Origin of the sequence: Nocardia sp. bgisy134 (genome assembly GCF_965341865.1) — a bacterium.
Classification (GTDB): Bacteria; Actinomycetota; Actinomycetes; order Mycobacteriales; family Mycobacteriaceae; genus Nocardia.
This window is the reverse complement of sequence record NZ_CBDQZP010000012.1, coordinates 71,252-96,415: the sequence shown is the minus strand read 5'-3', so window position 1 is coordinate 96,415 and position 25,164 is coordinate 71,252. Positions and strand designations below refer to the sequence as shown.

Sequence of the window (25,164 nt, the reverse complement as noted above, 5' to 3'; positions counted from 1 at the left end):
TCTCCTCAACGATTTTCCGTTTCGAGGGCATCGAGAGACGCCAATATGCTTTGCACCGGAATGCGTCCGGAGGCCACGAGTTCGGCGCCGTTGCGACGCAACGCAGACGCGAAAGGCGCTGCCCAGGTGTTCTCGTAAACCAGGATCGCGGCCGAACGTCCCGGTTCGAGCGCGGCACCGGCTTCCGTGCGGTCGGCGTCGTCGAGCAGGCCCGATCCCGCCTCCGCGAACAGGGTTATATCGATCTCGCCTTCGAATCCCACGTCGGCGATATCGATTCCGGTCAGCGAACCGTCGAGGTCCTTCCGGATGAACGCCAGATCGAGCACCCGGACGATGCCGCGTTCGACGAGGTCGCGCAGGAGGGGCAGCGCCGAACCGTCCGGAGGTCGGTCGGGAGGAAATTCGATCACGAGATAGTCGATGGGGCCGATCATGTCGATATCGGAGCCGGTCACTGTAACCCCTCTTTCTGTGCCGAGAAAGAGACAAATCGCCTGACATTCTTACCGAACGAGCTGTCGAAGCATGGCTTTTTGTGCGACGGGTGGCGTTGATTCCGAGAAGAATCTACGCTCTGCCGACGTCGCCGATGTTAGTGTCGATCATAGCGCACGCCCTGATCGGCGGCGGCTGTGAAAAATGCGGTCGGGGCGGGCCCGAGGGTTCCGCTCTTTGTTTCGATGTGACGTGCACCGGTCTCGTCCCGAAAGGGAAAGGCCGAAGTCGGCGAATTGCCGTCGCACCCCCGAATCCGTTCCTGGAGTGAGGGATTCCGATGAACTCCAAACCGCCCGAGGATCTACCCGCCGGTGCGCTCAGCGCGGACGAACGCGCCGAACTCGAACGGCTACGCGCCGAGGTGGCAGCGATGCGCGCGGAGGGTCGCGGCGCGCCGCCGGTCGCTCGACCGCCGCGGCATTCGTGGCGGTGGACCGCGGTGGCGGTGCTGACGGTGCTGGTCGCCGTTCTCGCGATCACGACGGTGATGTCGCGGTACGTGCGGAGCCAGATTCTCGACACCGATCGGTACCTGACCACGGTGGCGCCGCTGGGAACGGATCCGGCACTGCAGAACGAGATCGGGAACACGATCACCGACGAGATCTTCGCGCGCGTCGATATCGAGGGGCTGACCGCGGACGCGCTGGCCGCACTGACCGAAGCGGTCCCGGCGACCGAGGAACGGCCGCGGCTCGATCGCGCGATCGAGGGGCTGGCGCCGGTGATCGCCGTCCAGGCGCGCAACTTCGTCAACGAGACGGTGCTGACGTTCGTGCGTAGCGAGAAGTTCGAGGACCTATGGCTGCAAGCCAATCGCGCGGCCCACACGGCGCTGGTCGCGGTGGTGACCGGGCAGGTCGGACCGTCTTCGGTGACCGTCGACGAGAACGGAACGGTGACCGTCTCGCTCGGCACGGTGCTCGACAACGTGAAAGCGCGGCTGCTCGACCGCGGCTTCACCTTCGTCGAGAAGATCCCGCCGGTCGACAAGCAGTTCGTCTTGTTCAGGTCCCCGGAGCTGGTCCGGGCGCAGCGGGCCGTCGACGCGCTCGACAATGCGGCGAACGTGCTGCCCTGGTTGACGATCGCGGCCGCGGTGTCCGCGATCGCCGTGGCGCCGCCGGGCCGCCGTCGCCGTGCCCTGGTCTTCGTCGGGCTCGCGCTGGTGGTGGGCATGCTGATCCTGGCGATCGCGCTGCTCCTCGCCCGAGCGCTGTATCTGGACCGGATGCCGCCCGACGTGCTGTCGCCGGACGCGGCCACCGCGATCGTCGACACGGTGCTGGTGCCGCTGCGCACCGCGCTGCGCGGGGTGGCCGTGCTCGGCATCGTGATCGCGATCGCCGCCTACCTCACCGGAGGCGCGGGCTCGGCCGTCGCCGTCCGCCGCGGCTTCGGGCAGGGCCTGGACGCGGTGCAGCGGCTCCGGCGTTCGCGCCCACCGAATCCGGTGGAGGTGTGGGCGTTCCGTGCGCGCGTGGCGCTGCGATGGGCGATCGTCGGCGTCGCCGCGCTCCTGCTGATCTTCTGGCGCTACCCCACCGGACTGGTGGTGGTGTGGATCGTGCTCGGCGCCCTGCTGGCGTTGCTCGCGCTGGAGATCCTGATTCGTCCCGCGCGCGGCCAGGAGGAGGCCGTCCCGCCCGGGCCCGAGGACGGTACAGGGACCCCGGCCCCGGCAGGCGCTTGACCCCGCGACCGGCGGCCGCCGTCGGACCACAGAATCGTGTGCACCGAGAATTGCTGGCGCCAGGCCGAAAGAGCCCGGACCTGTTCGTCCTGCACGAGGAAGCATCGGCGACCGTGATGCGGTGCCCTGGCGAACGACCTCGCTCGGCCATACTGAAGTTGTTGCTGATGAATTGCTAGTTAACTTTCTCGATGCCGGTTCGTTGCACGGAAATGCCGCCGCTTGGAAGTATTTTCCCGATAGTCTCTCCTCGAATCTCGAGAACGGCCAGGCCAGTCGGTGTCGCTTTCGGGCGGCGCCACATCGAAGAAGGGGCGTTTTCCATGAACTTCGGGAAGAGTCGCGAACATCGGGAGTTTGCCGCGGTATCGCGCAGGTCCGCTCTCGGCCTGGGGATCACCGCCGTCCCGATCCTGGGAATGGCCGGGTGCGGCGACGCCGAGGACAGCGGCGCGACGGCGACGTCCGCGGGCGCGGGCGCCGTGGACACGAAGGCCATCGCCACCGACGCCTACGTCTTCGGTTACCCCCTGGTCCTCATGGACGTCACCCGGGAGAACGGCGCTCCGCCCAACCGGTTCCAGCACGGCGACCCGCCGACCCCGGAGAACAAGCAGGTGGTGCGCCTCAACCTCGACACGCTCTACTCGCAGGCATGGCTCGACGTCCGCGCCGAACCGATGATCCTGCGGGTACCCGCGATAGAGCCCGGCCGGTACTGGCTCATGCAGATCATGGACGCGTGGTCCAACACCGTGCACGATCCCAGCAGCGTCGACCCGCAGGTCACGCCGGGCACGGCGACGCCTCCGTTCACCTACGCCGTCACCGGGCCCGGCTGGTCGGGACCGCTGCCCGACGGAGTGACCCGGCTCGCCGTGCCCACCGGCACCGCCTGGCTGCTCGGCCGGCTCCAATTCGACGGCGCCGCCGACGTCGACCGGGTTCGCGAGTTGCAACGGCAGCTGGAGCTGGTGCCGCTGAGCGCATGGGTGAAGGACCCGACCGCGGCCCACGGCGACCCCGGCGCGCAACCCGCACGCGCGGCCGACCCCGCCGCGATCGTCGCCGGGATGGACGGACCCACCTTCTTCGACCGGATGGGCAAGGTCATGGCGCTCAACCCGCCCGCGCCCGAGGACGCCGACGCCGTGCGGCGATTCGCCACCATAGGCATCGCCCCCGGCGGCAGCCCGGCCGACGTTTCGCCCGACGTGCTGAACGCCGCGGCCGACGACGCGAAGAAGCGGATCCCGACCTACCGCAACCCGTACGCCGAGGACATCAACGGCTGGACCTTCGATCCGACCGTCGGCGCTTACGGCACCAACTACGACCTGCGCGCGACCGTGGCCATGCACGGGCTCGGCGCCAACCTCGCCAAAGACGCCATCTACCCGACCGTCGACGCTGTCGCCGACGACGACGGAGTGCCGCGGCGCTTCCGAATCCGTTTCGCCGAAGGACAATTGCCGCCGGTCGATGCTTTCTGGTCACTGACCGCCTACGATGCGGCAAGTCACTTCGTGGAGAACCCGGCGGGCATCTATGCCGTCGGTCATCAGGTCCCGGTCGTTCGGGGCGCCGACGGCTCGGTCGAGCTGGTCGTGCAGAGCGCAGATCCCGGCGCGGCCGTACCGCAGGGCAACTGGCTGCCCATCCCCGCCGCCGGAGCGTTCTCTCTCACCATGCGCCTCTACGCCCCGAAACACGAAGCGGTCGAGGGTGTTTGGCAGATGCCGAAGCTCGAACGGGTCGACTGACCGCGAGTCAGCGTCCGCTGGTGACCAGGGTCGTCCTGGCCCGCTGCGGGCCGACCGCCGCGCCGACCGGGATGCGCGCGGAGGGCGTGGCGCCGCGCAGACGCGCACGGCGGACCGCGCTCTCGGCCTCGATGACGATCGGAACGATCAGCGACCAGCCGAGGCAGGCGAGCCACTGGCCGCCCGTCAGCGACGTCGTCATGAGCAGGTCTTGCAGGAACCCGATCTCCACGGCGAACACCGTGACGACGACCGGGATCGTCAGGATCTTCAGTGCGCCGAGAATCGGTGGCGTCAGGCCGGATTCGGGATCGCGGCGCATGACCAGCCCGCTCAGGATAGAGCCGAACGACAGCACGACGAACGCCGTGGTCATCGGGACGTTCGCCGTAGTGGTGCTCATCTCGCCGGGCGCGAGGAGCATCGCGGCGAGTGTCACGGCGAACTGCAGGACACCGTAGGCCAGCCACTGCAGGAACGAATTCCGGTTGGCGATCGGCCGCGCGGGGTCGCGGGGTGGCTTGTTCATCAGGTTCGGCGGCGGCGGATCGAGCATGATCACCGCGACCGGGAACAGGGTGATGAAGAAGTGCTGGAAGAGCACCATCAGCGGGGTCAGCGCGACGCCGTCGTTGATGTCGAAGATGCTCGCGACCAGGAAGAGCAGCACCAGCGAGAACAGCTTGGACATCTGATAGCGGATGTAGGACACGATTTTGTCGTAGATGCTGCGGCCCAGGCGGATCGCGGTGATCAGGGTGCCGAAATTGTCGTCGGTGAGCACCATCTTGCCCGCCTGTTTGGTGACCTCGCTGCCCGATCCCATGGCCACGCCGATGTCCGCCTTCTTCAGCGCGGCGGCGTCGTTGACGGCGTCGCCGGTCATCGCCACGACCGCGCCGCCGCGCTGCATGATGTCGGCGAGGCGCAGCTTGTCCTGAGGGGTGACGCGCCCGAACACGTGCAGGTTCGGCAGGGCGGCCGCCAGCTCCCCGTCGGTCATGGCCTGGAGTTCGGCGCCGCCGATCGCACCGGGTCCGAGCCCGAGTTCGGCGCCGATCGCGGACGCGGTGATCGCGTGGTCGCCGGTGATCATCCGGACGTCGATGCCCGCTTCGTGGGCCGTGCGCACCGCGTCGATCGCCTCGGGGCGCAGCGGGTCGATGATGCCGACCATGCCGACGAAGGTGAGGTCGTCGACGAACGCCATCGGATCGGCCGCGACGGCCTCCTCGTGCCCGTCCAGCACCCGCGCCGCGAAGGCCAGTACGCGCAAACCCTTTTCGGACATGGCGCGATTCGCGGCCACGATCTCGTCGCGCATGTCGTCGATCGGTACCGGTCGCCGCCCCGGCCGGTACGCGGTCGCGCACCGGTCGAGGACGACGTCGGGCCCGCCCTTGACCAATTCGACGAACCGGGTGAGCTCGTCGACTTCGAGATGGTGGAACGTGGCCATGAACTTGTACGCCGAATCGAACGGCACTTCGGCGACACGGGGATACGTCCCGCGCGTGAGCGGGGCGTCGACGCCGAGCTTGGCCGCCAGCACCACCAGCGCGGCCTCGGTCGGATCGCCGACGATCTCTCCGGCGTCGGAGACGGTGGCGTCGCTGTCGAGGCACAGCCCGTAGGCCAGCAGCGTGAAGTCCGGAACACCCTCACCCGCGATCTGGGTGATCTTCCCCGATTTGTCGTAGCCCTGGCCCTCGACGAGGTACTGCCTGCCGTGGAAGTACAACGACCGCACGGTCATCTGGTTCATGGTCAGCGTGCCGGTCTTGTCGGAGTTGATCGCGCTGGTGGCGCCGAGCGTCTCGACATCGGTGAGGTTCTTGACGACAGCCTTCGCGTCGGCCAGCTGGCGCGCACCGAACGCCAGCATCGCCTGGACGAAGGTGGGCAGGCCGGTCGGAATCGCGGACACGCCCATCGAGATGCCGAGTAGCAGCAGGGTCGTGACGCTCTGCCCGCGGATCACCCCGATGATCACGATGATCGCCACCGCGGTCCAGGCGATCACGCCGAGCACTTTGGTGAGCGCGTTCAATTCCCGCTGCAGCGGAGACTTGCTCGGCGCGACGGCCGAGAGCATCGAGGCGATCCGGCCCATCTCGGTGTCCTGGCCGGTCTCGGTGACCACCATGCCTGCCGTGCCACGGGTGACCGAGGTGTTCTGGAAGACCATATTGGTGCGGTCACCGAGGGAGACATCGGTGGTGCCGAGTGTCTGGGAGTCTTTGGCGACGGGTGCGCTCTCACCCGTCAGCGCCGCTTCCTGCGTCTCCAGCGTCGCGGACCTCAGCAGCCGTCCGTCCGCGGGGACGATGTCGCCCGCCTCGAGTTCGACGATGTCGCCCGGCACGAGTTCGGTGGCGTCGAGCTGGGTCAGCGCTCCGTCGCGAATCACGCGCGCCTGCGGCGTCTGCATCTTGGCCAGGGCGTCCACGCTGGCTCGCGCCTTGACCTCCTGCTGGGTGCCGAGCACGATATTGAGCCCGACCAGCGCACCGACGACGATCGCCGTCGGTATCTCACCGATGATCACGCTGACCACGGCCACCACGACCAGCATGAGGTTCATCGGATCCTTCAGCTGGGAGAGCGCGATCGCCCAGACCGACGGCGCGGGCTCGGAGGCGATCTCGTTGAGGCCGTACCGTTCGCGACGTCGCGTGATCTCCCTCGCCGTGAGACCGGACCGCTCATCCGAACCGAAGGCGGACAGCGCGACGGACGCGTCGAGCGCGTACCAGACCGGAGGGTCCCCGGTGCCGGCCGGATGCGCCGGGCTCGGCGCCGATTCCATCGAAGCCATGGCGCTCGTCCTTTCCTGGCCGGGACTCTCAGAAGGGGGTCGGAATCCAGTGCAGGGGCAGCGTCGGTGGCTGGTAGCCCGCCGGGCTCTGCCGTTCCGGCAACGTGATCTTCGGGTGGTCCGGGTGCTCGTAGGGGATCTGGCTCAGCAGGTGGCTGATGATGTTGAGCCGCCCACGCTTCTTGTCGTCGTTGTTCGCGACATACCATGGCGCCCAACCGGTGTCGGTGTAGCGGAACATCTCGTCGCGCGCTCGCGAGTAGTCGTACCAGCGGCTGTAGGACTCCAGGTCCAGGTCGGACAGCTTCCAGAATTTGCGCGGGTCGTCGATCCGGCTCTGCAGCCGCAATGTCTGCTGCTCCTCGCTCAGCTCGAGCCAGTACTTCAGCAGGATGACGCCGGATTCGACGATCGATTTCTCGACCGTCGGGATGGCCTCGAGGAAGCGCTGGGCCTCCTCTTCGGTGCAGGATCCCATCACGCGTTCGACACCGGCGCGGTTGTACCAGCTGCGGTCGAAGATGACGACTTCCCCGCCCGCGGGAAGATGGGGCAGGTAGCGCTGCACGTACATCTGCGATTTCTCGCGTTCCGTCGGCGCGGGCAGCGCGACCACGCGGAACACCCGCGGGCTGACCCGCTCGGTGATCGCCTTGATGACACCGCCTTTCCCCGCGGTGTCGCGCCCCTCGAACAGGACACAGATCTTCGCCCCCGACGACTTCACCCACGACTGCAACGCGACGAGTTCGGCGTGCAGCGGCGCGAGATGACGGTAGTACTCCTTTTTCGTCATCGGTGGTGGCGGCGCCGGAGCGGAGGGCTCGATCAACTCACCCGAGGCGTCGGTTCGTTCGCTCGGCGCGTGTTTGCCCGCCCCACCCTTCTTGCCTTTGGTTTTGCCGTGTCCGGCCTTCTTTCCCATGATGCGCAGGCCCGGTTCAGATGCGGTCGGGCTGCCACGTCGTCACGGCCCAGATCACGACGACATTCAAGGTGATGATCACGATCGACCACCACGGGTAGTAGGGCAGCCACAGGAAGTTCGCCAGGATGGACAGCGCCGCGAGGAAGACCGCGACCACGCGCGCCCACATGGCTCCGGCCATCAGCGCGGCTGCCGCGATCACCACCAGAATCCCTAGAATCAGGTGGATCCAGCCCCAACTGGTGGCGCTGAACTGATAGGCGTAGTTGGGCCCGGTCACCAGAATGTCGTCCTTGGCAATGGCCGAGATTCCCTCGAAGATCGAGAGAATGCCGACGGCCAACAGCAAGATCGCGGCGCCGATCGACGTCCCCGCCGCCACCGCCTGCTTCACGGAATGCTCATCAGTTGCTGACATCGCGAGTCACCTCTAATCATTCGGGACGATTTCGATCGATCAATCGCCGCATCGCTCGAACCGGATGGGCCAGTAGGAGAACAGCCGAACGGCGCCGTTGGCCGAGAGTGTCGATGGATCGGCGCAGTAGAACGATGGTTTATGCCAAGGGCGAGCGGGCTGCGTCGCTCGGTCCGAGGTCGGCTTCGACGCCCGGAGTTCAGCGAGGCGTGACGCCCGCATCGCGGCCGCTGGCACCGATGACGGCACTCGCCTCACGTCGTCAGCATATCTCCAGCGACACTATCGCCGTAGTCGAATCGCGGCCGCACGGGCCCGTCGCAACCTCCCGGTGACCTGCCCGATCAGGGGGAAATGCCGGGTGGTGGTCCCACCGCCCGGTGCGCCGCTCGGGTGTGCGGCGAACACGCGTTACGGCGAGATCGGTTGGAAGGGGCGAATTTCGTCGTGCCCGGGACGGACGACACCGGCCGAGGATTCCGGGACTTCGTTCCACGCGCCCGAGAGATCGCGCAGCGGCTCGGAGACCACGAACCGCGCCTCCTCGCTGAGCAGGGCGAGCGACTCGACCTCCGGATGCAGCGCGCGCACCTTCGCTATCTCGGTCGAGTAGAACAGCGTCCGCGTGTGCCGTTCGCTGGAGTACCGGAAGAACCACATCGACTCGCCGTCGGTGGTGGCGACGCTCATCTGCACGGGGTGGGTCACGTTGTGCGCGCGCCCGACCTCTTCGACGAGACCGACGGCACGGGCGACCGCGCCGAACGGATCGTCGGTGAGACCGAAGGTGAGCGCGAGGAAGAACAGGAGTTCGGAGTCGGTGGACCCCTCGATATCGGTGAACAGGGCCGGATCCACCGCGGTCAGCAGATCCCGCTTCATCGCACGGAAACCGTTGAGCGCTCCGTTGTGCATCCACAGCCACCCGTCGTGCCGGAAGGGGTGGCAGTTGCTGCGCTGCACGGCGGTCCCGGTCGACGCGCGCACGTGGGCGAAGAACAGCGGCGTCCGCACGGCGCCCGCGATCTCGCGCAGGTTCTGGTCGTTCCATGCGGGTTCGATGTTCTTGAACACCGCCGGCCGCGAACCCTCGCCGTACCAGCCGATCCCGAAGCCGTCACCGTTCGTCGTCGTCGCGCCGAGCCGGGAGTGCATGCTCTGGTCGATCAGCGAATGCACCGGCCGGAACAGCAGGTCCTCGGCCAGGATCGGTTTCCCCGAGTAAGCCATCCACCTGCACATATATCGATTGAAGCAGACCGGTGCAAGACTCGGATCGAAACTCGCATTCCGTCGACCGGTGGCCGCTCGCCTCAGTGGGTGAGCACGACCTTGACGATCACGACGGTCGCGGCGACCGCGGTCAGCAGGACGGCGCCTTGCACGGAGGACCGCGTCGGGCGCTCGCCCTTCAGCCGGGCGATGACGAACACGATGCCCCCGATGCGGGCCAGCACGGTGAGTTCCGCGAAGATCTGCGCGGTCTTCGGCTCCAGCCACCCCAGCCACCCGGTGGCGAGGATCGCGCACGGCAGCACGGCGGAACTGAGAATGGGGATCGAATTGCGCAATTCACGCACCTGTTCCGCCCAAGTCAGTGGACTTCGTTGCCGCACCGTGTGTCCGACGGCTTCGGCGAAGGCATGGGCGACGAACGTCGACAGCGCGGTGCCGAGAACGACCAGAATGCCGAGGTGCTTTTCCGCCGCGACGAACGGCACGAGCGCGGCCAGCACCAGCACATTGCCGTAGATGTAGGCGCTGATGCGGCTGGCCGCGTTGTCGCGATCCAACGGTCTGCTGCGGGAGAACAGCGGACCGTGCAGCAGCGTGCGCGTGTCGACGCCCATCGGATCAGGTGGGCTGGACGGGGCCGGATTGCCGGGGCAGAAGTGCCGCGGTGATCAGTCCGGCGACACCGAGGGCGGCCAGCGTGATCATCGCGGCGGCGTAGGCGTGACCGGTCAGTCCGGCGGCCAGGATGGTGCCCGCGATGGCGGTGCCCAGCGAGGAGCCGAGGTTCGACACGCTGCGCGACAAGCCGGAGATCTCGCCCTGCTGCTCCTCGCCGAAGCTGGACTGAACGATATTGACCGCCGGGGTGAGCATCACGCCCAATCCCACGCCGATCAGCAGCAATCCGGGGACGAATGCCCACAGGCTCTCCGAGCGCCCGGTCATCGCGATCAGCACGACGATGCCAACGACGGTGATCAGAAAACCGGCCATGATCAGCGTGCGCTGGGCGCGCCTTCGGGCCAGCCGCGCGGCGGCCAGCGACGACACCAGCAGTCCCAGGGTGGCCGCGGTGAAGATCACGCCGGTCTCGATCGCGTTGTAGCCCCGGACAACCTGGAGATACGCCGCGACGACGAACGACGTTCCCATCAGCAGCAGCCATTGCAGGTTCTGCGTCACCAGACCGAGGTTCGAGGTGCGGTTACGGAACAAGCTGGTCGAGATCAGCGGCTCCCGACCCGATCGCTCCCGCGCGCGAATCCACAGGAAGAACCACACCAGCACCGCCGCGCCCGCCGCGAGCAGGGTGACCATCAGCCGAATATCGTCGTCGGCGGCCAGGATTCCCATGACGAGCAGCACCAGCCCGATCGCCGAGAGCGCCGAGCCGGGAATGTCGAACGACTTCGTCGGGTCCGCGGGGAGCGGGTCGACGACGCGCAGGCTGAGCAGCACGATCACCGCGACCACCAGCGCTTGGAACCCGAACGCCGCGCGCCAGCCGAGACCCGAGGTGATGAGTCCGCCGAGCAACGGGCCTGCGGCTGCGCCGATCCCGCCCAAGGCCATGATCACACCGAATGCCCTTGCGCGGGAGGTGGTTTCGGTGAAGAACAGGGTGGTCAGGATATAGACCGGCGGGATCAGCATCGCGGTGCCGACGCCCTCCAGGATCGAGTTGCCCAGGATCAGCACGCCGAGTCCGGGCGCGAGCGCGCTCAGCACCGCGCCGATGCCGTACACGATCAGGCCCACGATGAAACAGCGTTTGCGCCCGTATCGGTCGGTCAGCTTCCCTCCGGGGATCATCAGCGCGGCCATGACCAACAGGAAGGTGGTGATGACGATCTGCACGCCCTGCACCGTGGTGTTCAGATCCCGGCTGATGTCGTTGATCATCACGTTCATGTTCGAACCAGCGAAGCTGCAGATGAACTGCGCGAGCGCCAGCGGAACGAGTACCGCGCGCGGTGGGCTGGAGACGCCTGTGTCGGTCATCGGCTCATCGATCTATCCGGATGGTTCCGGTCGCGCCTCGGCGCGGTCGAGTTGCTCGTCGAGAGCCATGGCGGCGGCGACCAGGGCCAAGTGGGTGAACGCCTGGGGGAAGTTGCCGAGCTGCTCACCGGAGGGGCCGATCTCCTCGGCGAACAGCCCGACGTGATTGGCGTAGGTGAGCATCTTGTCGAAGGCGTAGCGGGCCTGCGCGACACGACCCGCGCGGGCCAGTGCTTCCACGTACAAGAAGCTGCACAGATTGAAGGTGCCCTCGACCCCGCGCAGACCGTCCGGAGACGCCTCGGGGTCGTACCGGTAGACCAGGCTGTCGCTGACCAGTTCCTGGTCCATGGCGTCCAGCGTGCTCAGCCACGCGGGGTCCCGCGGTGACAGGAAACCCATGCGCGGCATCAGCAGCAGTGACGCGTCCAGCACATCGGTGGCGTAGTGCTGGACGAACGCCTGCCGCTTCGTGCTCCAGCCGCGCTCGACGATCTGCGTGAACACCTCGTCCCGCGCGCGCGTCCACCGCGCCACATCCGCGGGCCGCGAGTATTTGGTGGCCAAGCGAATGCCGCGATCGAACGCCACCCAGGTCATCAGCCTGCTGTAGGTGAACTCCTGCCTGCCGCCGCGGGTTTCCCAGATGCCCTCGTCGTGCCGGTCCCAGTTGTCGGCGAGCCAGTCGGTCAGTTTCGCGTACGCGCGCCACCCTTCGATGCCGCCGATATCGGGAGCCTGCGACAGCGCGTCGGCGGCCTCACCGTAGATATCGAGCTGGATCTGGTCGGCCGCCGCGTTGCCGACCCGGACCGGGGCGGAACCTCGGTAGCCCTCCAGGTGGGTGAGCACCTCCTCCTCGAGCAGCGGGTCGCCATCGATCCGGTACATGATCTGCAGCGGCTCACCCGAGGCGGTGCCGCCCGCGTCGAGACGGTCACGCAGCCAACGCCGGAACGCGTAGGCCTCCTCGGTGAAGCCGAGATCGATCAGCGCCCGCACCGACAGGGAGGCGTCCCGGATCCAGGTGTAGCGGTAGTCCCAGTTGCGCTCGCCGCCCACCTGCTCCGGCAGCCCCATGGTGGCCGCGGCGATCGGCGCACCGGTCGGCGCGTAGGTGAGCAGCTTCAACGTGATCGCCGAGCGGTTGACCATATCCCGCCAGCGGCCCAGATAGGTGGACGAACGCAACCAGGACTGCCAGAAGTTCCGGCACCGTTCGAAGTCGGCGAGGATGTCGTCACGACCGGGATGCTCGGGCGCGGGGCCCTCGCTCGCCGTGCTGGTCAACACCACCACGGCGGTCTCGCCTTGGGAGAGCGTGAAATGTGCCGTGATGTCACCGTTCTCGGCCCGCAGCGTCACCGGTTCGGTGGTCCGCAGGTGCAGGTCCGTGCCGGGGCCGTGGAAGACCACCGCGCGGTCGTCGATCTGCTCGAGGGTGTGCGCGGCGCGACCGTAGTCGAATCGCGGCTTGCAGGTCAGCGTGAAGGACAGAGTCCCTCGCACCACCCGGGCCACCCGCACCAGCCGATGCCGATCGGTGGGCGTGGTACCCCGGATCGGATCCATGAAGTCGCCGACCTCACCGACCCCGTCCGGTCCGAGGAACCGGGTGACGAGAATGGCCGTATCCGGCATGTACAGCTGGCGAATCGACACATCGTCGTCGGTGGAATCCACGGCAAGTCGGCAGAAGCCGCCGCGCTCGCTGTCCAGCAGGGAAGCGAAGACGCTCGGCGAATCGAACCGCGGCGTGCACCACCAGTCGATCGTGCCTGCCGAGGACACCAGGGCGGCGGTTTGCAGGTCGCCGACGATGCCGTGCTCGGCGATCGGTGGGTATTTGTTCACGAGCGCTCCTTCACTCCCGTGCAAGTCGGTGATCGGTGGACCGGCGAGGGGCGAATTCCATTTCTGGAACGGATATTTCGCCTCTTTCCGGGTCACCGCCTCTTACACGGAGGGGGTTTGTCCCAGCGCCCGAGCCTTGAGCTGTTCGAATTCCGCCGCGGTGATCACGCCGGAGTCGTGCAGCGACTTCGCTTCGGCGATCTGCTCGGTGGGAGACTTGCCCGCCGCGACCTGCCGGATGTACTCGTCGGTGCTCTGCTTGGCCTCGAGTTGCATCTGCCGCGCCCGCTCGGCCATGCCGCGACCACGGACGATCAGGTAGACGAACGCACTGAGGTAGGGCAGCAGTATCAGCACGATCACCCACAGGGTCTTGCCGAGGCCCGAGACGGTGTGGTCGCGGAACAGATCGACCAAGATCTGGAACAGGACGATCAAGTACGCCACGAAGGCGAACACGATGATCGTGTACCACAACAGGTCCCAGAACGAATCCAACATGGTGAATCCTCCTCCGAGTGTGCGACCCCCGCTTCTTTGTCCGACCGGGCGGCGCCCGTCTGCGCCGGAGCGGGACGATCCACCGCTGATATCGGCCCGCCTCGCATCGCCTACGTGCACATCCGTTCACCGATGATATCCGGCGGACAATGCGGATGCGGCCACTCTCAGCAACCGAATCCGGTGGGGATCGTGGTAAACGACGTCACTGCTTTTCGCTGACGCGCTTCGGTGCGCGCCGATGCCATCTGCCAGGGGCGTCTCGTTCGTCTCGAAAATCGTAGGATGCCGCGTCGATCGGTGCCCGGCAACCCACCCTGCCTCGTGCCAGCACAGTAGCAAACACTCGGACACAGCGAAACCCGCTTATTTCACTGCGGCGGGAAGAGTGGCGTCGGGCGGCCGCGACGACGTCGCAGTGTCCCCACTGTCACGGTGCCGCATCATTGCCGCGACGGTGCCTCCGCGGCGCCGCCCCGTGGTCGCCGAGACCGTAAGGTCGGTCCTGCCAAGAGAGTTCTGCGAGAAGGAGGAGTTAGGAAATGCCCAAGTATCTGTGGCGAGTCGGCTACTCCGATGAGGGGGCTCGCGGTGTGCTGGCGCAGGGCGGCAGCGCCCGCCGGGCGGCTATCACGGAAATGGTCGAAAGCGTGGGCGGCCATGTGGACGTCTGCTATTTCGCTTTCGGGGACGACGATCTGTTCGTGATCGGTGATGTCCCGGACGAGGTTTCGGCCGCGGCGCTCGCCATCCGCACCGCGGCCTCGGGTGCGGCGATGTCGCACACCGTGACTCTGCTGACCCCCGAGCAGGTCGACGAAGCCGTCGCGCGGGAGGTCACCTATCGGCCTCCGGTGGAGGCGCCTTAGCGCGTGGAACGACTCGGCCGAACCGCCGCGCGGCCTCGGCCGAGTCGTTCGATCGTCACTTCGGCGGCGGAACGACCGGGGTGACGAGCATTCGGCCCGCGGTGCCGACGGTTTCCTCGAGGGTTCGCTTGCTCATCCCGAGCAGCACCTGGTTGTTGCGCTGCTGCCAGAGAATCTGCGTGGTGTTCCACGCGGTGTCCCGCGCGCGGGCGATGCTGAAGCTGGACAGAATGTGCTTGAGCGCCTCGGCGTCCTTGGTGGTCAGCTTCAGCAGCGCGGGCTCGTATTCCGCCCTGACCTCGGCCTCGATCTTGCTCAGCAGCTCGTTGACTTTGAGGTAGTCGGCATGCACCGGTTTGGTGTCCGGCGTGGTGCCGCGCTCCTTACACGTCTCGACCACCGCGGTCGCCAAATCGTGGTTGATATGGGCGTTCATGCCCGCCAGCGCGAACTGCAACGGCCACACGGTGCGGTTGGCGCGGGCATCGAAGACCGGCCGCCAGACCGGGTTGGGCCGCTTGCCGAGCTTGGCGGCATCGACCGCGTCGAAATACAGCCGAGCGAAGATCACATCGAGGCGTTCCACGAATGCGGAGTCCGTGAAGAATCCTTCGGTGATCTGTTGTCCCACCAATTCGGTGACGCGCAGATACATGTTGTTGAAGCTCGCGACTCCGTCGCGCGGATCGAGTTCGTCCTTGATAGCGCGCATCCGCCGGATGACCTCTTCGACGGGCCCGGGAATCTGGGTAACCTTCATGCTGTCCTCCTCCGCAGGATCGTTTCGTCTGTCAGCGACATTGTCTGGACGCTGTATCGACAGCGTCTCGTAAAGCACTGCTACAGTGTCGATTTCGCTGCTTCGTAGAACTCGGAACCGCACCGTTCACGTGCCACTGAATGGCCGGAATCGCACGTATGCGGGCCCTCGGCATCGAAGTCTTTCCTCGAGCAGCCGCGAGAATTGCGGCTCTTGCCGAGCGGGGAATATTGGTGGCCACGTGTCTGCGTACACCGCCGCCCTGTTCGACGGCCGAATTCACGTACTTCCCGAATATACTGGCAAGCCACCACGCTCACCGGACAACGAAGAATTCTCCGGCGGCCGCCGAAAGACCGGGCTCGACGGCCCGGATGAACGCGAGTTCGCGTATCCGGTGTCCGGGCCTCAGTGGTCGGCCGCTGCCGCCCAGGCGATCGCTTCGTCTCGGTTCGCGACGGGGAAGCGTTTGAATTCTCCCGGTGTCATCCAGCCGAACAGCGAGGTGACGGTGATCATCCAGTCGAGGTCGGTGACCAGCGCGATCCGCTTCCAGCGAGTGAGGTGCTCGACTCCGAGCTTCAGATCCTCCCACGCCGCCTCGGGCGTCATGCCTTCGAATCGTTCGAACACCAAGACGATTCGGATCTCGTCGCCGCGACCCCAGACTTCGCGGATGGCGGGCATCAGTATCTTTTCGTAGTCGGATGCCTCGAGCCGTCCCGTTGCTTCGAACCCGATGACGCCGTCCGGCAATCCTCCGATCGGTTCCAGCATGATCACGACCGTAGCACCCATATCGAATCACTCGCAGGTGCTTACTCGAAATGCGATTTCGCACGTCGAGTGCTCGAGGCGTTATTCGCGCGGGTCGATCGAATCGCTGCGGGGTGCCTGCCTGCGGTGCGCGTCATTGTGGGGGAGATTCGGGCCCGAGTTCTTCCTCGGCTGAGGTCGACTCGGCGGCGTCCAGCGGACCTGGAATCGTTCGACGCCGGGGTACTTTTCTCCCAGCGAGATCGCCTCGAATCCGGTTGCGAGGTAAAAGGTCAGGGCGTCTCGGTCGGTTTCGGCGAGCAGGCTGTGCCCAGGCGCCCGTGACCGAATCTCGGCAAGCAGGTGCCGACCGATGCCGGTGCGGCGGTGAGGTTCTCGTGTAGCGATATGCAGCAGTACCGCGTGGTCCTCGGACACCACGTAGCCCGCCACGCCCATCAGTTCGTTGTCGAGGACCACCGCGATGAGGTGGGCGGCATGGTCGGCCCGGTAGCGCCGCGCTGCGGCGTCCAGTCGTGAACGGTCGCCGCCGATGGCTGCGAAGAGAAGATCGGCCACGTCGGGGTCGGTGGGATCCGCCGAAATGGTCCGGAGGGTCATCGACGTCTCAGGTTCGCGCTGTGGTGCAACTCGCGGTCGCGGGAACGCCGAGGCGCTGCAGCAGCAGGGTGGCCGGGCACCAGCCGACGGCGCTGTAGAGCAGCAGGTTCGCGCCGACGAAGCCGGTCAGGACGAGCCACCAAGGCGAGACCGCCGCGGCGAGCAGGGTGCTGACGAGAACGAAGACGCCGGCCAGTAGCGGGACGGCGCGTCCGATGGTCCAACCGTCGTGGCGGGGTAGAGTCGGCACAGGTCATCGAATCCAATCATGTTGTGTGCCTTCGCATTATGCGATCAGGCAAGAGAAAGAAAGAGCTTTTCGAGTTCGGCTTCGGTCATCGGTTCGGAGCCGTCGGCGGTGTCTCCGGTGAGGCATTCGCGCAGGCCGGTCGCGACGATCTTGAAGCCGGCGCGGTCGAGCGCTCGGGAGACGGCGGCGAGCTGGGTGACCACGTCCTTGCAGTCGCGGCCCTGCTCGATCATGGAGATCACGCCGGTGAGCTGACCCTGCGCGCGGCGCAGGCGGTTGAGCACCTGGGCGATAGTCTCTTCGTTGCCGACCATGATGGGTTCCTTTCCTCGAATACTTCAACCCATGATACCCCTGGGGGTATTCCCGGGCTCGGTGTGAACCGAGCCCGGGAAGGCGGGGTCAGTGGTGGGCGAAGCTGATCGAGGGGAGGGCTTTGCGCAGCCAGGCGGGGGACCACCAGGCGGCGTGGCCGGTCAGCCGCAGCAGCACCGGCAGCAGCACCAGGCGCACCGCGAACGCGTCCAGCAGCACGGCGACGCCCAGGATGATGCCCATCTCCTTCGGTGGCAGCGGGTCGGCGAGGGCGAAGGTGAAGAACACCGCGACCATGACCGCGGCGGCGGCGAAGATCACCCGTCCGGAATGCGCCATGCCGTCGACCTGAGCGAGCTTCGGATCGCCGGAGCGTTCGTAGTGCTCCTTGGCGGTGGCCAGCAGGAACACCGTGTAGTCCATGGCGATGGCGAAGATCATGGCGAAGAAGAACACCGGTCCCCACCCGTCCAGGAATCCCTGCGGGGTGAAGCCGAGCAGACCCGCGCCGTGTCCGTCCTGGAAGATCAGCTTCGCGACACCGAACGCCGCGGCGGTGGACAGCAGGCTGACCGCGGTGCCCAGCGCGGCGATCAACGGCGCTTGCAGGGCGATCAGCAGCAGTGCGAATCCCAGCACCAGGATGATGCCGACGATCATGGGCAGGTAGTCGTTCAGCGCCTGTTGTAGATCCAGGTTCTCCGCTGGTGCGCCGCCGACCAGTGCGCCAGAAGGCAGGGTGTCCCGCAGATCGTCGAGGATCCCGCCCATGCGCGCATCCGACGGATCGACATCGGGCAGCGCCTGCATCATCACCAGACCGCTCTCATCGAGCGCGGGCTGAGCCGGGGTGACCATGCTGATCCCGTCCACGGTCACAGCAGCCGAGGCGAGCTGGGTGGCTTCGTCGGCGGGTCCGATGATCTGCAGCATTCCCGGTGCACCCTCGCCCATTTGCGCCTGGACGAGTTCATAGCCCTGGCGGACGGACGCGTCGGCGGGGACGACCTGGATCGATGGCATCGCCACCTTCAGGCCGAACACGGGCGCCGACAGCCCGATCAACACGGCCAGCGCGCCGATCGCGAACGGCCACGGCTTGTCGTGCAGCAGTCGGCCCCAGGAGGCGAACTTCGGAGAACGGTGTTGCTGGCGCTTGGCGTGTGGCAGCGCACCGGCATTGACCTTGCCGCCCAGGGATCCCAGCGCGGCCGGCAGCAGCGTCGTGGTGGCCAGCAGGACGAACGCCACCGCGAACATGATCCCGACGGCCATCGTCCGGACCGCTGGGGCGGGCACGATCAGTACCGCGGAGAGGCTGACCAGGACCGTCAGTCCGGACAGCACAACGGCTTTGCCCGCGGTGTCCATGGTTTCGGCCACGGCGGCCCTGGCGGTGGGCGCGGTGGTGAGCGCGTCGCGGAAGCGGGCGACGATGAACAGCGCGTAGTCGATGCCCAGCGCGAGGGCGAACATCATGGCGAAGTTCATGGCCCACACCGAGATCGGCGTGATCTGGTTGAGCAGCACCAGTCCGCCGGCCGAGGCGACCAGTCCCGCGAGAGTCAGCAACAGCGGCAGTCCGGCCGCGACGAGCGAGCCGAAGGCCAGCACCATGATCGCCAGGGTGACCGGCCAGGAGAACATTTCTGCCTTGATCATGGCGTCGTGGTTTGCCTTGTTGAAGTCGCTCCACAGCGCGGACGCGCCGGTGGGGTAGACCTCGATTCCGTCGCCGGACAGGGCGGTCAGCGTGTCCTTGTGATCATCGACGGCTTTGACCATGTCGTCGGTGGAGGCGTTGGCGCCCGCGATGAGGATGCCGGTGTGCCCGTCGCGGCTGATCGACATCCCGGGCTGCGGGGCGATGACCTCTCCGAAGCGCGAATCATCAGCGAACACCTGTGTGATCTCGCTCAGGACATGCTGCACCTGCGAGCTATCGATCGTCGCGGTGTCCGAGTGCACGACAACCTGGACCGCGGCCGAGGAGTTTCCGCCGAAGTGCTGCTGCGCCAGTTCGCGCACCTGCACCGATTCCGAGCCGTTGGCCTGCCAGCCCGCCCCGGCGAGCGAGGTGAACACGCTCGGCGCGGCGGCGCCGAGAACGATCAACACGAGCAGCCATACCCCGAACACGATCCGGGCGCGCCCGGCCATCGCGGCCCCGATTCGGCCGAGCATCCCGGCGGACCCGCCGGGTGGCGAACTGTTTCTAGCGGGGGAAAGCGTCGGTGAGTCGGTCATCACAATTCTCCTTCCATACCCCGGGGGGTATTCTGATGCTCGTAGTCAAGATACCCCTGGGGGTATACGAGAGTGAAGGGTGGCCTGCCGCACAGTGGGGCGAGGCCAGTCCGGAAGGAGCGAGATGAAGGTTGTGATCGTCGGTGGAGTGGCCGGTGGCATGTCGGCCGCCACCCGCTTGCGGCGGTTGATGGAATCGGCGGAAATCGTCGTTCTCGAGCGCGGCGATCATGTGTCGTTCGCGAACTGCGGCCTGCCCTACTACGTCGGCGGGGTGATCCCGAAACGCGAATCGCTGCTGTTGCAGACACCCGAGTCGCTCGCGGCGAGGTTCCGCCTGGACGTGCGCGTGCGGCACGAGGTGATCGCCCTCGACTCGGAGAATCGCACCGTCACCGTGCGTGCGCTGGATTCGGGTCGCGAATACGTCGAACCGTTCGACGAGTTGGTGCTGAGCACCGGCGCCGCGCCGATCGTGCCGCCGCTGCCGGGCGTCGAGCGCGCTCTGGTGGTGCGCGATGTCGCCGACGTCGATCGCTTGGCCGCGGCTGCGGCCGATGCGCAGTCCGCGGTCGTGGTCGGCGCGGGCTTCATCGGAGTGGAGATGGCTGAAAACCTCGTACGCAAGGGGATTTCGACCACCGTGGTCGGGCGCGGCCCGCAGGTGCTGGCTCCGCTGGATGTCGAGATGGCCGCGCCGGTCGCCGCCGAAATGCGCGACAACGGGATTCGATTGGAGCTGGGTGTGGAGCCGGTCGGCATCGACGCCGAGGCGGTGACCCTCTCCGATCGGCGTGTGATCCCGGCCGATCTGGTCGTCATGGCGATCGGAGTACGACCGGAGAGCGCTCTTGCCCGCGATGCCGGATTGGCGATCGGCTCGGGTGGCGGCATCGTGGTCGACGATCGGCTGCGCACGTCGGCCCCGCACATCTATGCCGTCGGCGATGTGGTGGAGAAGCTGGACGCGGTGACAGGACAGTCGATGCTGGTCCCGCTGGCGAATGCGGCGAATCGGCAAGGGCGGCTGGTCGCCGATGCGATCACGGGCCTGACGGTTGCGGACCCGCCCGCTCGAGGCACCGCGATCATCGGCGTATTCGATGTGCGAGCGGCAAGGACCGGATGGAGCGAGACTCGATTGCAGGCCGCGGGGCGTCCTTTCCGTGTTCTCCATTCGCATCCGCTCGCCCACGCCGGGTACTACCCGGGAGCCCGCGCGATGTCGATGAAGCTGCTCATCGATCCCGAAACGGACGCGATACTCGGTGCGCAGGCGGTCGGCGGTGAAGGCGTCGACAAGCGTATCGACGTGCTCGCCACCGCGATGGCAGGCGGAATCCCGGCCTCCCGATTGATGGACCTGGAGCTGGCGTACGCACCGCAGTTCGGTTCGGCCAAGGATCCGGTGAACATGCTTGGTTACATGGCCGACAACCTGCGCATCGGCGCGCTTCGCACGGTGCAGTGGCACGAAATCGACGAGGTGATCGCTGCGGGATCGCACCTGGTCGACGTGCGATCGCCGGAGGAGTTCGCCGCGGGTTCCATCCCCGGCGCACGCAATATCCCCTTGGATGAACTGCGTGAAAGGGTGGACGAGATCCCGCAAGGCTCCGTTCTGGTTTTCTGTCAGGTGGGGCAACGCGGCAACAGTGCGACGCGAGTGCTGACCCAGCGCGGTAGGCAGGCGGTCAACCTGGATGGCGGATATCGGACCTGGCGAGATGCGATCGCCGGACAATCCAGGTAACTCTGCCGCGAAATCCGTATACACAGAAAGGGAAAAGGGACATGTGTCAACGAATCATCTGCCATAGGTGCGGCAAGCCCGGCTACGAGGGATGTGGAAGTCACGTCGAGCAGGTGCTCGGCGATGTACCTGAGGCGCAGCGCTGTTCCTGTGACGTCCAGCCGCGCCCCCGCAAGCGCTGGTTCTGAGGACCGCCGGCTGATCGATCCGTAGGCGACGAACACGCTGCCGACTCGCGCGATCAGCCAACCCGGTGGGGCGTGGTCGAGGTCTGGGCTACGGGCCCGGTCGGCCTTGTCGCGGGCTTGCCATCGACGTTGCCGTGGGAGCGGCGTCGTGGCCGATGAGGCCGAGAAGTTCATACGGCCGGTGACGATTCCGGAAGAGGAGCGGAAGTTGACTGATTCCCACCTGTACGTTGCTCGAGGTGGCAGGCCATGAACGCCGAACGAAGACGCCCATGCGAAGGTGATGTGTACCTGCGGATTTGGCTGGCCGGGATGGCCTTCGACTACACGGCCGACATGGCGGCGGTACGCAATTCGATCCTCGATTGGAGGCAAACGAACTGTTGCACGATCGAATTGATACAAAACGCTGTCGAGGACTGTCGGCTGTTGCCGCGACTGCCTTGCGAACGACTGTTTCTCGGGCGGTGACTGGCCGCGCCGAGGTAGCGGCTGGTCGCCGGGCGGAGTCGCTCCGCTACCTGCTGCCCGAGGCAGGCCGGTACTGCGCGGCCTGATTCGCGCCGGCACACCGTCTCCGCGCGGGGCCCGGTCATCAGGCGCCGGAGCGTGATCCGGGTGCGCGCCTAGGGCGACGTGCCCTCTCCCGCAGGCGAATCCAGTCCACCGCGGGGGTGGGCGCGGGCGTGCCCGGTCGCGTTCTCGGCACACGCACCCGCAGCGCGCCCGGCGCTATCGTGCAGCGGACCGGCGTGGTGAGCAGCAGCGATTCCCCGTCGACTCCGACGGGGATGGTGTCGGTGTCGGCTTCGACGATCACCTCGCGGGTGGTCTGCTGGACGAGTTGCCGGAATCGGCCGACGCGCAGCAGATCGATGGCTTGACGGGTGCTGGCCACCGAGAGGGCGACCGCCCCGAGCAGGCCGCGGTCGATCCGGGCGCGGCGGCTCAGTCCGGCGAGATCCCCGCTGCCATACGGATTGTTGCTGACCAGGACGGCCTGCGGCCCGTCGACGACGGTGTCGCCGATATGCGCGACGAGCCGCGAACCCGTTTGTCCGGCAAGCAGATCCGGGAGCGTCTGGAGTGTGGTCGCGGTCTTGTCGTCGCGGTAGGCGGGGCTGCGTACGAGTTCGGCGTAGACGCCGAAGGAGGCGTTGTTGACGAAGGGGCGGCCATTGATGGCGCCCAGGTCCACTCGCAAGTCGACGCCGTCGGTGAGCGCGTCGAGCGAGGCGCCGGGATCGGCGCGGTCCAGACCGAGATCCATGGCGAAGTGGTTGCGCGTTCCCGCGCTGATCACCAGGAACGGCACGTCGGATTCGGCGGCGACGCCCGCGACGAGCGCCTGCGTTCCGTCACCGCCCGCGACGCCGAGCAGATCCGCGCCGCGCGCGACGGCGTCGCGTGCCGCGGCAACGACGTCAATGGTCTCCGGCCCTTCGAGCAGCAGGACCTCGGCGCCGAGTTCCTCGGCTCTGCGCCGCAGGTCGAATCGCGCGACCTTGCCTCCGCCGGAATGCGGATTCATGATCAGGAACGGGTGATTCGGCGGCGCGGCCGGATATTCGGGCATCCGCGTGTCGCGCTCGTGCTCGCGCAGCGCGATACGCGCGCAGATCAGCGCCAGCGCCGCCAGGCCGCACGTCAGCAGCACCACCCATAGCAGCTGGGCGCGAACGAACAGGACGAACACGACGATCGGCGCTAGCACCGCCACCACCGCTCCGGCCGCCCGCAGCACCCCGCGCCGGGACAGGAACCAATAGAGCGCCGCGACCGTCACCACCGCGCCGCCGATGCCGACCATCACCAACCCCGCGGTCCCGAGCAGTCCGGCGAACAGCACCGGGACGAGCACGGCGCAGCACACCGACACGAAAGCGGCTCGCGCCGACCACCGTCGCATGCGCACATCGCCGGCCGCCGCATCGTTGCCGTATTCGTCCTTGTTCACGGTCGCCTCATTCCTGTGGGTGGATGCGGTCCTGGCGTTCGAGGAAGTCCGCGACCGCGGCGTCCACGGTGGGGTAGAAGTGGGTGGCGTCGAATCGGTCACCCACGCCGAATCGGAGGAGCCGATCCTTGATCGGCCCCTTCATCTCCGCGAAGGCCAGCCGGATTCCTTGGCCTTCCAGGTACCTGTCCAGGTCGACGAGTTCGTCCACGGCGGTGGTGTCGAGGCCGGTGATCGGTTCCGCGGCGATGACGACCCACTCGACCGGAGTCGGGGCTTTGGACACCACCCCGCGGACGTACTCGTCGAAGATCTCGCCATTCGCGAAGAACAGGGGAGCATCGAACCGGACCAGGACCAACCCCGGGATTCGCTGTCCGTCGGGGTGGCGTTCGATGTCGTGGTAGCCGGGGCGGTCAGCCGTGCGCACCAATTCGGTGCGGTAGGGCTGCCACGCGCGCGCGACCACGGCGACGAACGACAATCCGATCGCGACCAGAATCCCTTGCAGTACACCCGCGAACACCACCCCGAGGAAAGCCGCGACCGCGAGCCAGAATTCCACGGTGCTCATATGCCACATCCGGACCATGCCGCCCACGTCGATGAGCGCGGTGGCCGCGACGATGACCACGGCCGCGAGCGCCGCGTCGGGCAGGTACGCGGTGAGACCGGGCGCGACGAGGACGAACGCCAAGACCGCCAGCGCGCCGACGACTCCTGTCAACTGGGTGTGAGCTCCGCTCTGTTCGGCGACCGGAGTGCGGGAACCGCTCGCCGACACCGGAAACCCGCCGAACAACCCGCCCGCGATATTCGACACGCCGATGGCCTTCATCTCGGTGCTGCCGTTCACGTCCTCGCCGTGGCGGGAGGCGAATGTCCGTGACAGCACACCGGTGTCGGCGAACGCGATCAGCGCGATCCCGGCGGCGGGCCCGATCAGGCGCACGACGTCGTGCCAGTCGACGCCACCGATCGAGGGCAGCGGCAACCCTTCGGGAAGGGCGCCGACCATGGGGATGTCGTCCGTGAGATCCGCCGCGGCGCACAGTGCGATGGCTCCCGCCACGGCCACCAGCACGCCGGGAATTACGGGCAGCCACATCCTGATGGCCACGATGATCGCGATGGCGCCGACGCCGATACCGGCCGCCACCGGATCGACCCTGCCGTCGAACACCGCCCTGGCGGTCTCGGCGACCTCCGCGAGCACACCCGTGGCGTCGACGGAGAATCCGAGCAGTTTGGGCAGCTGCCCCACGACGACGATGAGCGCGATCGCGTTGAGATATCCGAGCCGGATGGGCTTGGACAGCAATTCGGTCACGAAGCCGAGCCGCAGGAATCCGCCGATCAACAGAATGAGGCCCATGAGAACGCCCAGGACACCGGCCAGGGCGAGCGCGTCGTCCTGATCGCCCGCCACGGCCAGCGGCAGAACGGCGGCCGCGATGAGCGGGGCCAGCGAGGAGTCCGGGCCGAGAACCAGGATCCGGGACGGACCCACTACCGCGTAGGCGAGCAGCGGGACGATGGTGGCGTAGAGACCGGCGTAGGCGGGCAGGCCCGCGGCCTCGGCGTATCCCATTCCGGCGGGGATCAGCAGCGCGGTCAGGACGAGTCCGGCGGTGATGTCCGTGCGCAGCCAGTCCCGCCGGTACCGCAGGGCGGTCGCGATACCGGGCAACCGGCCGAGGGCATCTGTCCAGGACATCGATCGGCCTCAGCCGTC

Annotated in this window: 21 protein-coding genes; 4 read left to right on the top strand and 17 right to left on the bottom strand. The window is 67.0% G+C overall.

The window, feature by feature from the left end; genetic code table 11:
- Positions 1–5: 5 nt before the first annotated feature.
- Complete coding sequence (locus tag ACRWNM_RS21720) at positions 6–458, bottom strand: DUF6325 family protein (protein ID WP_431969886.1); 453 nt, start codon at positions 456–458, stop codon at positions 6–8.
- Positions 459–778: 320 nt separating this feature from the next.
- Here ACRWNM_RS21720 and ACRWNM_RS21715 point away from each other — a divergent pair, with 320 nt between their 5' ends.
- Together ACRWNM_RS21715 and ACRWNM_RS21710 are read left to right on the top strand one after the other, a co-directional pair.
- On the top strand, positions 779–2,194 hold the full coding sequence (locus ACRWNM_RS21715) for a hypothetical protein (RefSeq protein ID WP_431969885.1): 1,416 nt from the start codon (positions 779–781) through the stop codon (positions 2,192–2,194).
- Between the two features lie 323 nt (positions 2,195–2,517).
- Positions 2,518–3,957 carry a DUF1254 domain-containing protein gene (locus ACRWNM_RS21710; protein ID WP_431969884.1) on the top strand — a complete coding sequence of 480 codons (1,440 nt, stop codon included), beginning with the start codon at positions 2,518–2,520 and terminating at the stop codon, positions 3,955–3,957.
- A gap of 7 nt (positions 3,958–3,964) precedes the next feature.
- Here the strand turns inward: ACRWNM_RS21710 and ACRWNM_RS21705 are convergent, their stop codons facing one another.
- The 8 genes from ACRWNM_RS21705 to ACRWNM_RS21670 form a co-directional block, all read right to left on the bottom strand.
- The gene (locus ACRWNM_RS21705) at positions 3,965–6,775 is read right to left on the bottom strand and encodes a cation-translocating P-type ATPase (RefSeq protein ID WP_431969883.1); all 2,811 of its coding nucleotides are present in this window, start codon (positions 6,773–6,775) and stop codon (positions 3,965–3,967) included.
- A 28-nt stretch (positions 6,776–6,803) separates the two neighbouring features.
- Positions 6,804–7,700, bottom strand: a complete 897-nt coding sequence (gene ppk2, locus ACRWNM_RS21700) for a polyphosphate kinase 2 (protein WP_431969882.1) — start codon at positions 7,698–7,700, stop codon at positions 6,804–6,806.
- Positions 7,701–7,716: 16 nt separating this feature from the next.
- Entirely contained in the window at positions 7,717–8,121 is a 405-nt protein-coding gene (locus ACRWNM_RS21695) for a DUF7144 family membrane protein (protein ID WP_431969881.1), read from the bottom strand.
- 411 nt (positions 8,122–8,532) lie between these two features.
- Positions 8,533–9,351: a class II glutamine amidotransferase gene (locus ACRWNM_RS21690; protein WP_431969880.1), complete on the bottom strand. Its 819-nt coding sequence runs from the start codon at positions 9,349–9,351 to the stop codon at positions 8,533–8,535.
- Positions 9,352–9,434: 83 nt separating this feature from the next.
- Positions 9,435–9,971 carry a hypothetical protein gene (locus tag ACRWNM_RS21685; RefSeq protein ID WP_431969879.1) on the bottom strand — a complete coding sequence of 179 codons (537 nt, stop codon included), beginning with the start codon at positions 9,969–9,971 and terminating at the stop codon, positions 9,435–9,437.
- Positions 9,972–9,975: 4 nt separating this feature from the next.
- Positions 9,976–11,358, bottom strand: coding sequence for an MFS transporter (locus tag ACRWNM_RS21680; protein WP_431969878.1), 1,383 nt, complete (start codon positions 11,356–11,358; stop codon positions 9,976–9,978).
- Positions 11,359–11,370: 12 nt separating this feature from the next.
- The gene (locus ACRWNM_RS21675; RefSeq protein WP_431969877.1) at positions 11,371–13,212 is read right to left on the bottom strand and encodes a glycoside hydrolase family 15 protein; all 1,842 of its coding nucleotides are present in this window, start codon (positions 13,210–13,212) and stop codon (positions 11,371–11,373) included.
- Between the two features lie 102 nt (positions 13,213–13,314).
- Positions 13,315–13,710: an SHOCT domain-containing protein gene (locus tag ACRWNM_RS21670; RefSeq protein WP_431970016.1), complete on the bottom strand. Its 396-nt coding sequence runs from the start codon at positions 13,708–13,710 to the stop codon at positions 13,315–13,317.
- 545 nt (positions 13,711–14,255) lie between these two features.
- On the opposite strand from ACRWNM_RS21670, the gene ACRWNM_RS21665 reads away from it, so the two are divergent.
- Positions 14,256–14,582 carry a GYD domain-containing protein gene (locus ACRWNM_RS21665; protein WP_431969876.1) on the top strand — a complete coding sequence of 109 codons (327 nt, stop codon included), beginning with the start codon at positions 14,256–14,258 and terminating at the stop codon, positions 14,580–14,582.
- A gap of 55 nt (positions 14,583–14,637) precedes the next feature.
- Here ACRWNM_RS21665 and ACRWNM_RS21660 read toward each other — a convergent pair whose 3' ends face one another.
- The 6 genes from ACRWNM_RS21660 to ACRWNM_RS21635 all read right to left on the bottom strand — a co-directional run bounded on the left by ACRWNM_RS21660 (position 14,638) and on the right by ACRWNM_RS21635 (position 19,531).
- Positions 14,638–15,342: a DUF5995 family protein gene (locus ACRWNM_RS21660; protein WP_431969875.1), complete on the bottom strand. Its 705-nt coding sequence runs from the start codon at positions 15,340–15,342 to the stop codon at positions 14,638–14,640.
- 408 nt (positions 15,343–15,750) lie between these two features.
- On the bottom strand, positions 15,751–16,119 hold the full coding sequence (locus ACRWNM_RS21655; RefSeq protein WP_431969874.1) for an STAS/SEC14 domain-containing protein: 369 nt from the start codon (positions 16,117–16,119) through the stop codon (positions 15,751–15,753).
- A gap of 81 nt (positions 16,120–16,200) precedes the next feature.
- Complete coding sequence (locus ACRWNM_RS21650; RefSeq protein ID WP_431969873.1) at positions 16,201–16,719, bottom strand: GNAT family N-acetyltransferase; 519 nt, start codon at positions 16,717–16,719, stop codon at positions 16,201–16,203.
- A 7-nt stretch (positions 16,720–16,726) separates the two neighbouring features.
- Positions 16,727–16,969 (bottom strand): YgaP family membrane protein, encoded by a 243-nt coding sequence (locus ACRWNM_RS21645; protein WP_431969872.1) that lies wholly within the window; start codon positions 16,967–16,969, stop codon positions 16,727–16,729.
- A gap of 44 nt (positions 16,970–17,013) precedes the next feature.
- A complete protein-coding gene (locus tag ACRWNM_RS21640; protein ID WP_431969871.1) occupies positions 17,014–17,283 on the bottom strand; it encodes a metal-sensitive transcriptional regulator in 270 nt (89 codons plus the stop codon).
- Positions 17,284–17,371: 88 nt separating this feature from the next.
- Positions 17,372–19,531, bottom strand: coding sequence for an MMPL family transporter (locus ACRWNM_RS21635; RefSeq protein WP_431969870.1), 2,160 nt, complete (start codon positions 19,529–19,531; stop codon positions 17,372–17,374).
- Positions 19,532–19,655: 124 nt separating this feature from the next.
- On the opposite strand from ACRWNM_RS21635, the gene ACRWNM_RS21630 reads away from it, so the two are divergent.
- Positions 19,656–21,284, top strand: a complete 1,629-nt coding sequence (locus ACRWNM_RS21630; RefSeq protein ID WP_431969869.1) for an FAD-dependent oxidoreductase — start codon at positions 19,656–19,658, stop codon at positions 21,282–21,284.
- 783 nt (positions 21,285–22,067) lie between these two features.
- Here the strand turns inward: ACRWNM_RS21630 and ACRWNM_RS21625 are convergent.
- Together ACRWNM_RS21625 and ACRWNM_RS21620 are read right to left on the bottom strand one after the other, a co-directional pair.
- Complete coding sequence (locus ACRWNM_RS21625; protein ID WP_431970015.1) at positions 22,068–23,381, bottom strand: diacylglycerol/lipid kinase family protein; 1,314 nt, start codon at positions 23,379–23,381, stop codon at positions 22,068–22,070.
- A 55-nt stretch (positions 23,382–23,436) separates the two neighbouring features.
- Complete coding sequence (locus ACRWNM_RS21620) at positions 23,437–25,146, bottom strand: SulP family inorganic anion transporter (protein WP_431969868.1); 1,710 nt, start codon at positions 25,144–25,146, stop codon at positions 23,437–23,439.
- Positions 25,147–25,164 lie beyond the last annotated feature (18 nt).

Bases quoted from the DNA above. Each gene is read 5' to 3' on its own strand.
- ACRWNM_RS21715 (WP_431969885.1), top strand. From the start codon at position 779: ATGAACTCCAAACCGCCCGAGGATCTACCCGCCGGTGCGCTCAGCGCG.
- ACRWNM_RS21710 (WP_431969884.1), top strand. From the start codon at position 2,518: ATGAACTTCGGGAAGAGTCGCGAACATCGGGAGTTTGCCGCGGTATCG.
- ACRWNM_RS21705 (WP_431969883.1), bottom strand. From the start codon at position 6,775: ATGGCTTCGATGGAATCGGCGCCGAGCCCGGCGCATCCGGCCGGCACC.
- ppk2 (WP_431969882.1), bottom strand. From the start codon at position 7,700: ATGGGAAAGAAGGCCGGACACGGCAAAACCAAAGGCAAGAAGGGTGGG.
- ACRWNM_RS21695 (WP_431969881.1), bottom strand. From the start codon at position 8,121: ATGTCAGCAACTGATGAGCATTCCGTGAAGCAGGCGGTGGCGGCGGGG.
- ACRWNM_RS21690 (WP_431969880.1), bottom strand. From the start codon at position 9,351: ATGGCTTACTCGGGGAAACCGATCCTGGCCGAGGACCTGCTGTTCCGG.
- ACRWNM_RS21685 (WP_431969879.1), bottom strand. From the start codon at position 9,971: ATGGGCGTCGACACGCGCACGCTGCTGCACGGTCCGCTGTTCTCCCGC.
- ACRWNM_RS21680 (WP_431969878.1), bottom strand. From the start codon at position 11,358: ATGACCGACACAGGCGTCTCCAGCCCACCGCGCGCGGTACTCGTTCCG.
- ACRWNM_RS21665 (WP_431969876.1), top strand. From the start codon at position 14,256: ATGCCCAAGTATCTGTGGCGAGTCGGCTACTCCGATGAGGGGGCTCGC.
- ACRWNM_RS21660 (WP_431969875.1), bottom strand. From the start codon at position 15,342: ATGAAGGTTACCCAGATTCCCGGGCCCGTCGAAGAGGTCATCCGGCGG.
- ACRWNM_RS21655 (WP_431969874.1), bottom strand. From the start codon at position 16,119: ATGCTGGAACCGATCGGAGGATTGCCGGACGGCGTCATCGGGTTCGAA.
- ACRWNM_RS21650 (WP_431969873.1), bottom strand. From the start codon at position 16,719: ATGACCCTCCGGACCATTTCGGCGGATCCCACCGACCCCGACGTGGCC.
- ACRWNM_RS21640 (WP_431969871.1), bottom strand. From the start codon at position 17,283: ATGGTCGGCAACGAAGAGACTATCGCCCAGGTGCTCAACCGCCTGCGC.
- ACRWNM_RS21635 (WP_431969870.1), bottom strand. From the start codon at position 19,531: ATGACCGACTCACCGACGCTTTCCCCCGCTAGAAACAGTTCGCCACCC.
- ACRWNM_RS21630 (WP_431969869.1), top strand. From the start codon at position 19,656: ATGAAGGTTGTGATCGTCGGTGGAGTGGCCGGTGGCATGTCGGCCGCC.
- ACRWNM_RS21625 (WP_431970015.1), bottom strand. From the start codon at position 23,381: ATGCGACGGTGGTCGGCGCGAGCCGCTTTCGTGTCGGTGTGCTGCGCC.
- ACRWNM_RS21620 (WP_431969868.1), bottom strand. From the start codon at position 25,146: ATGTCCTGGACAGATGCCCTCGGCCGGTTGCCCGGTATCGCGACCGCC.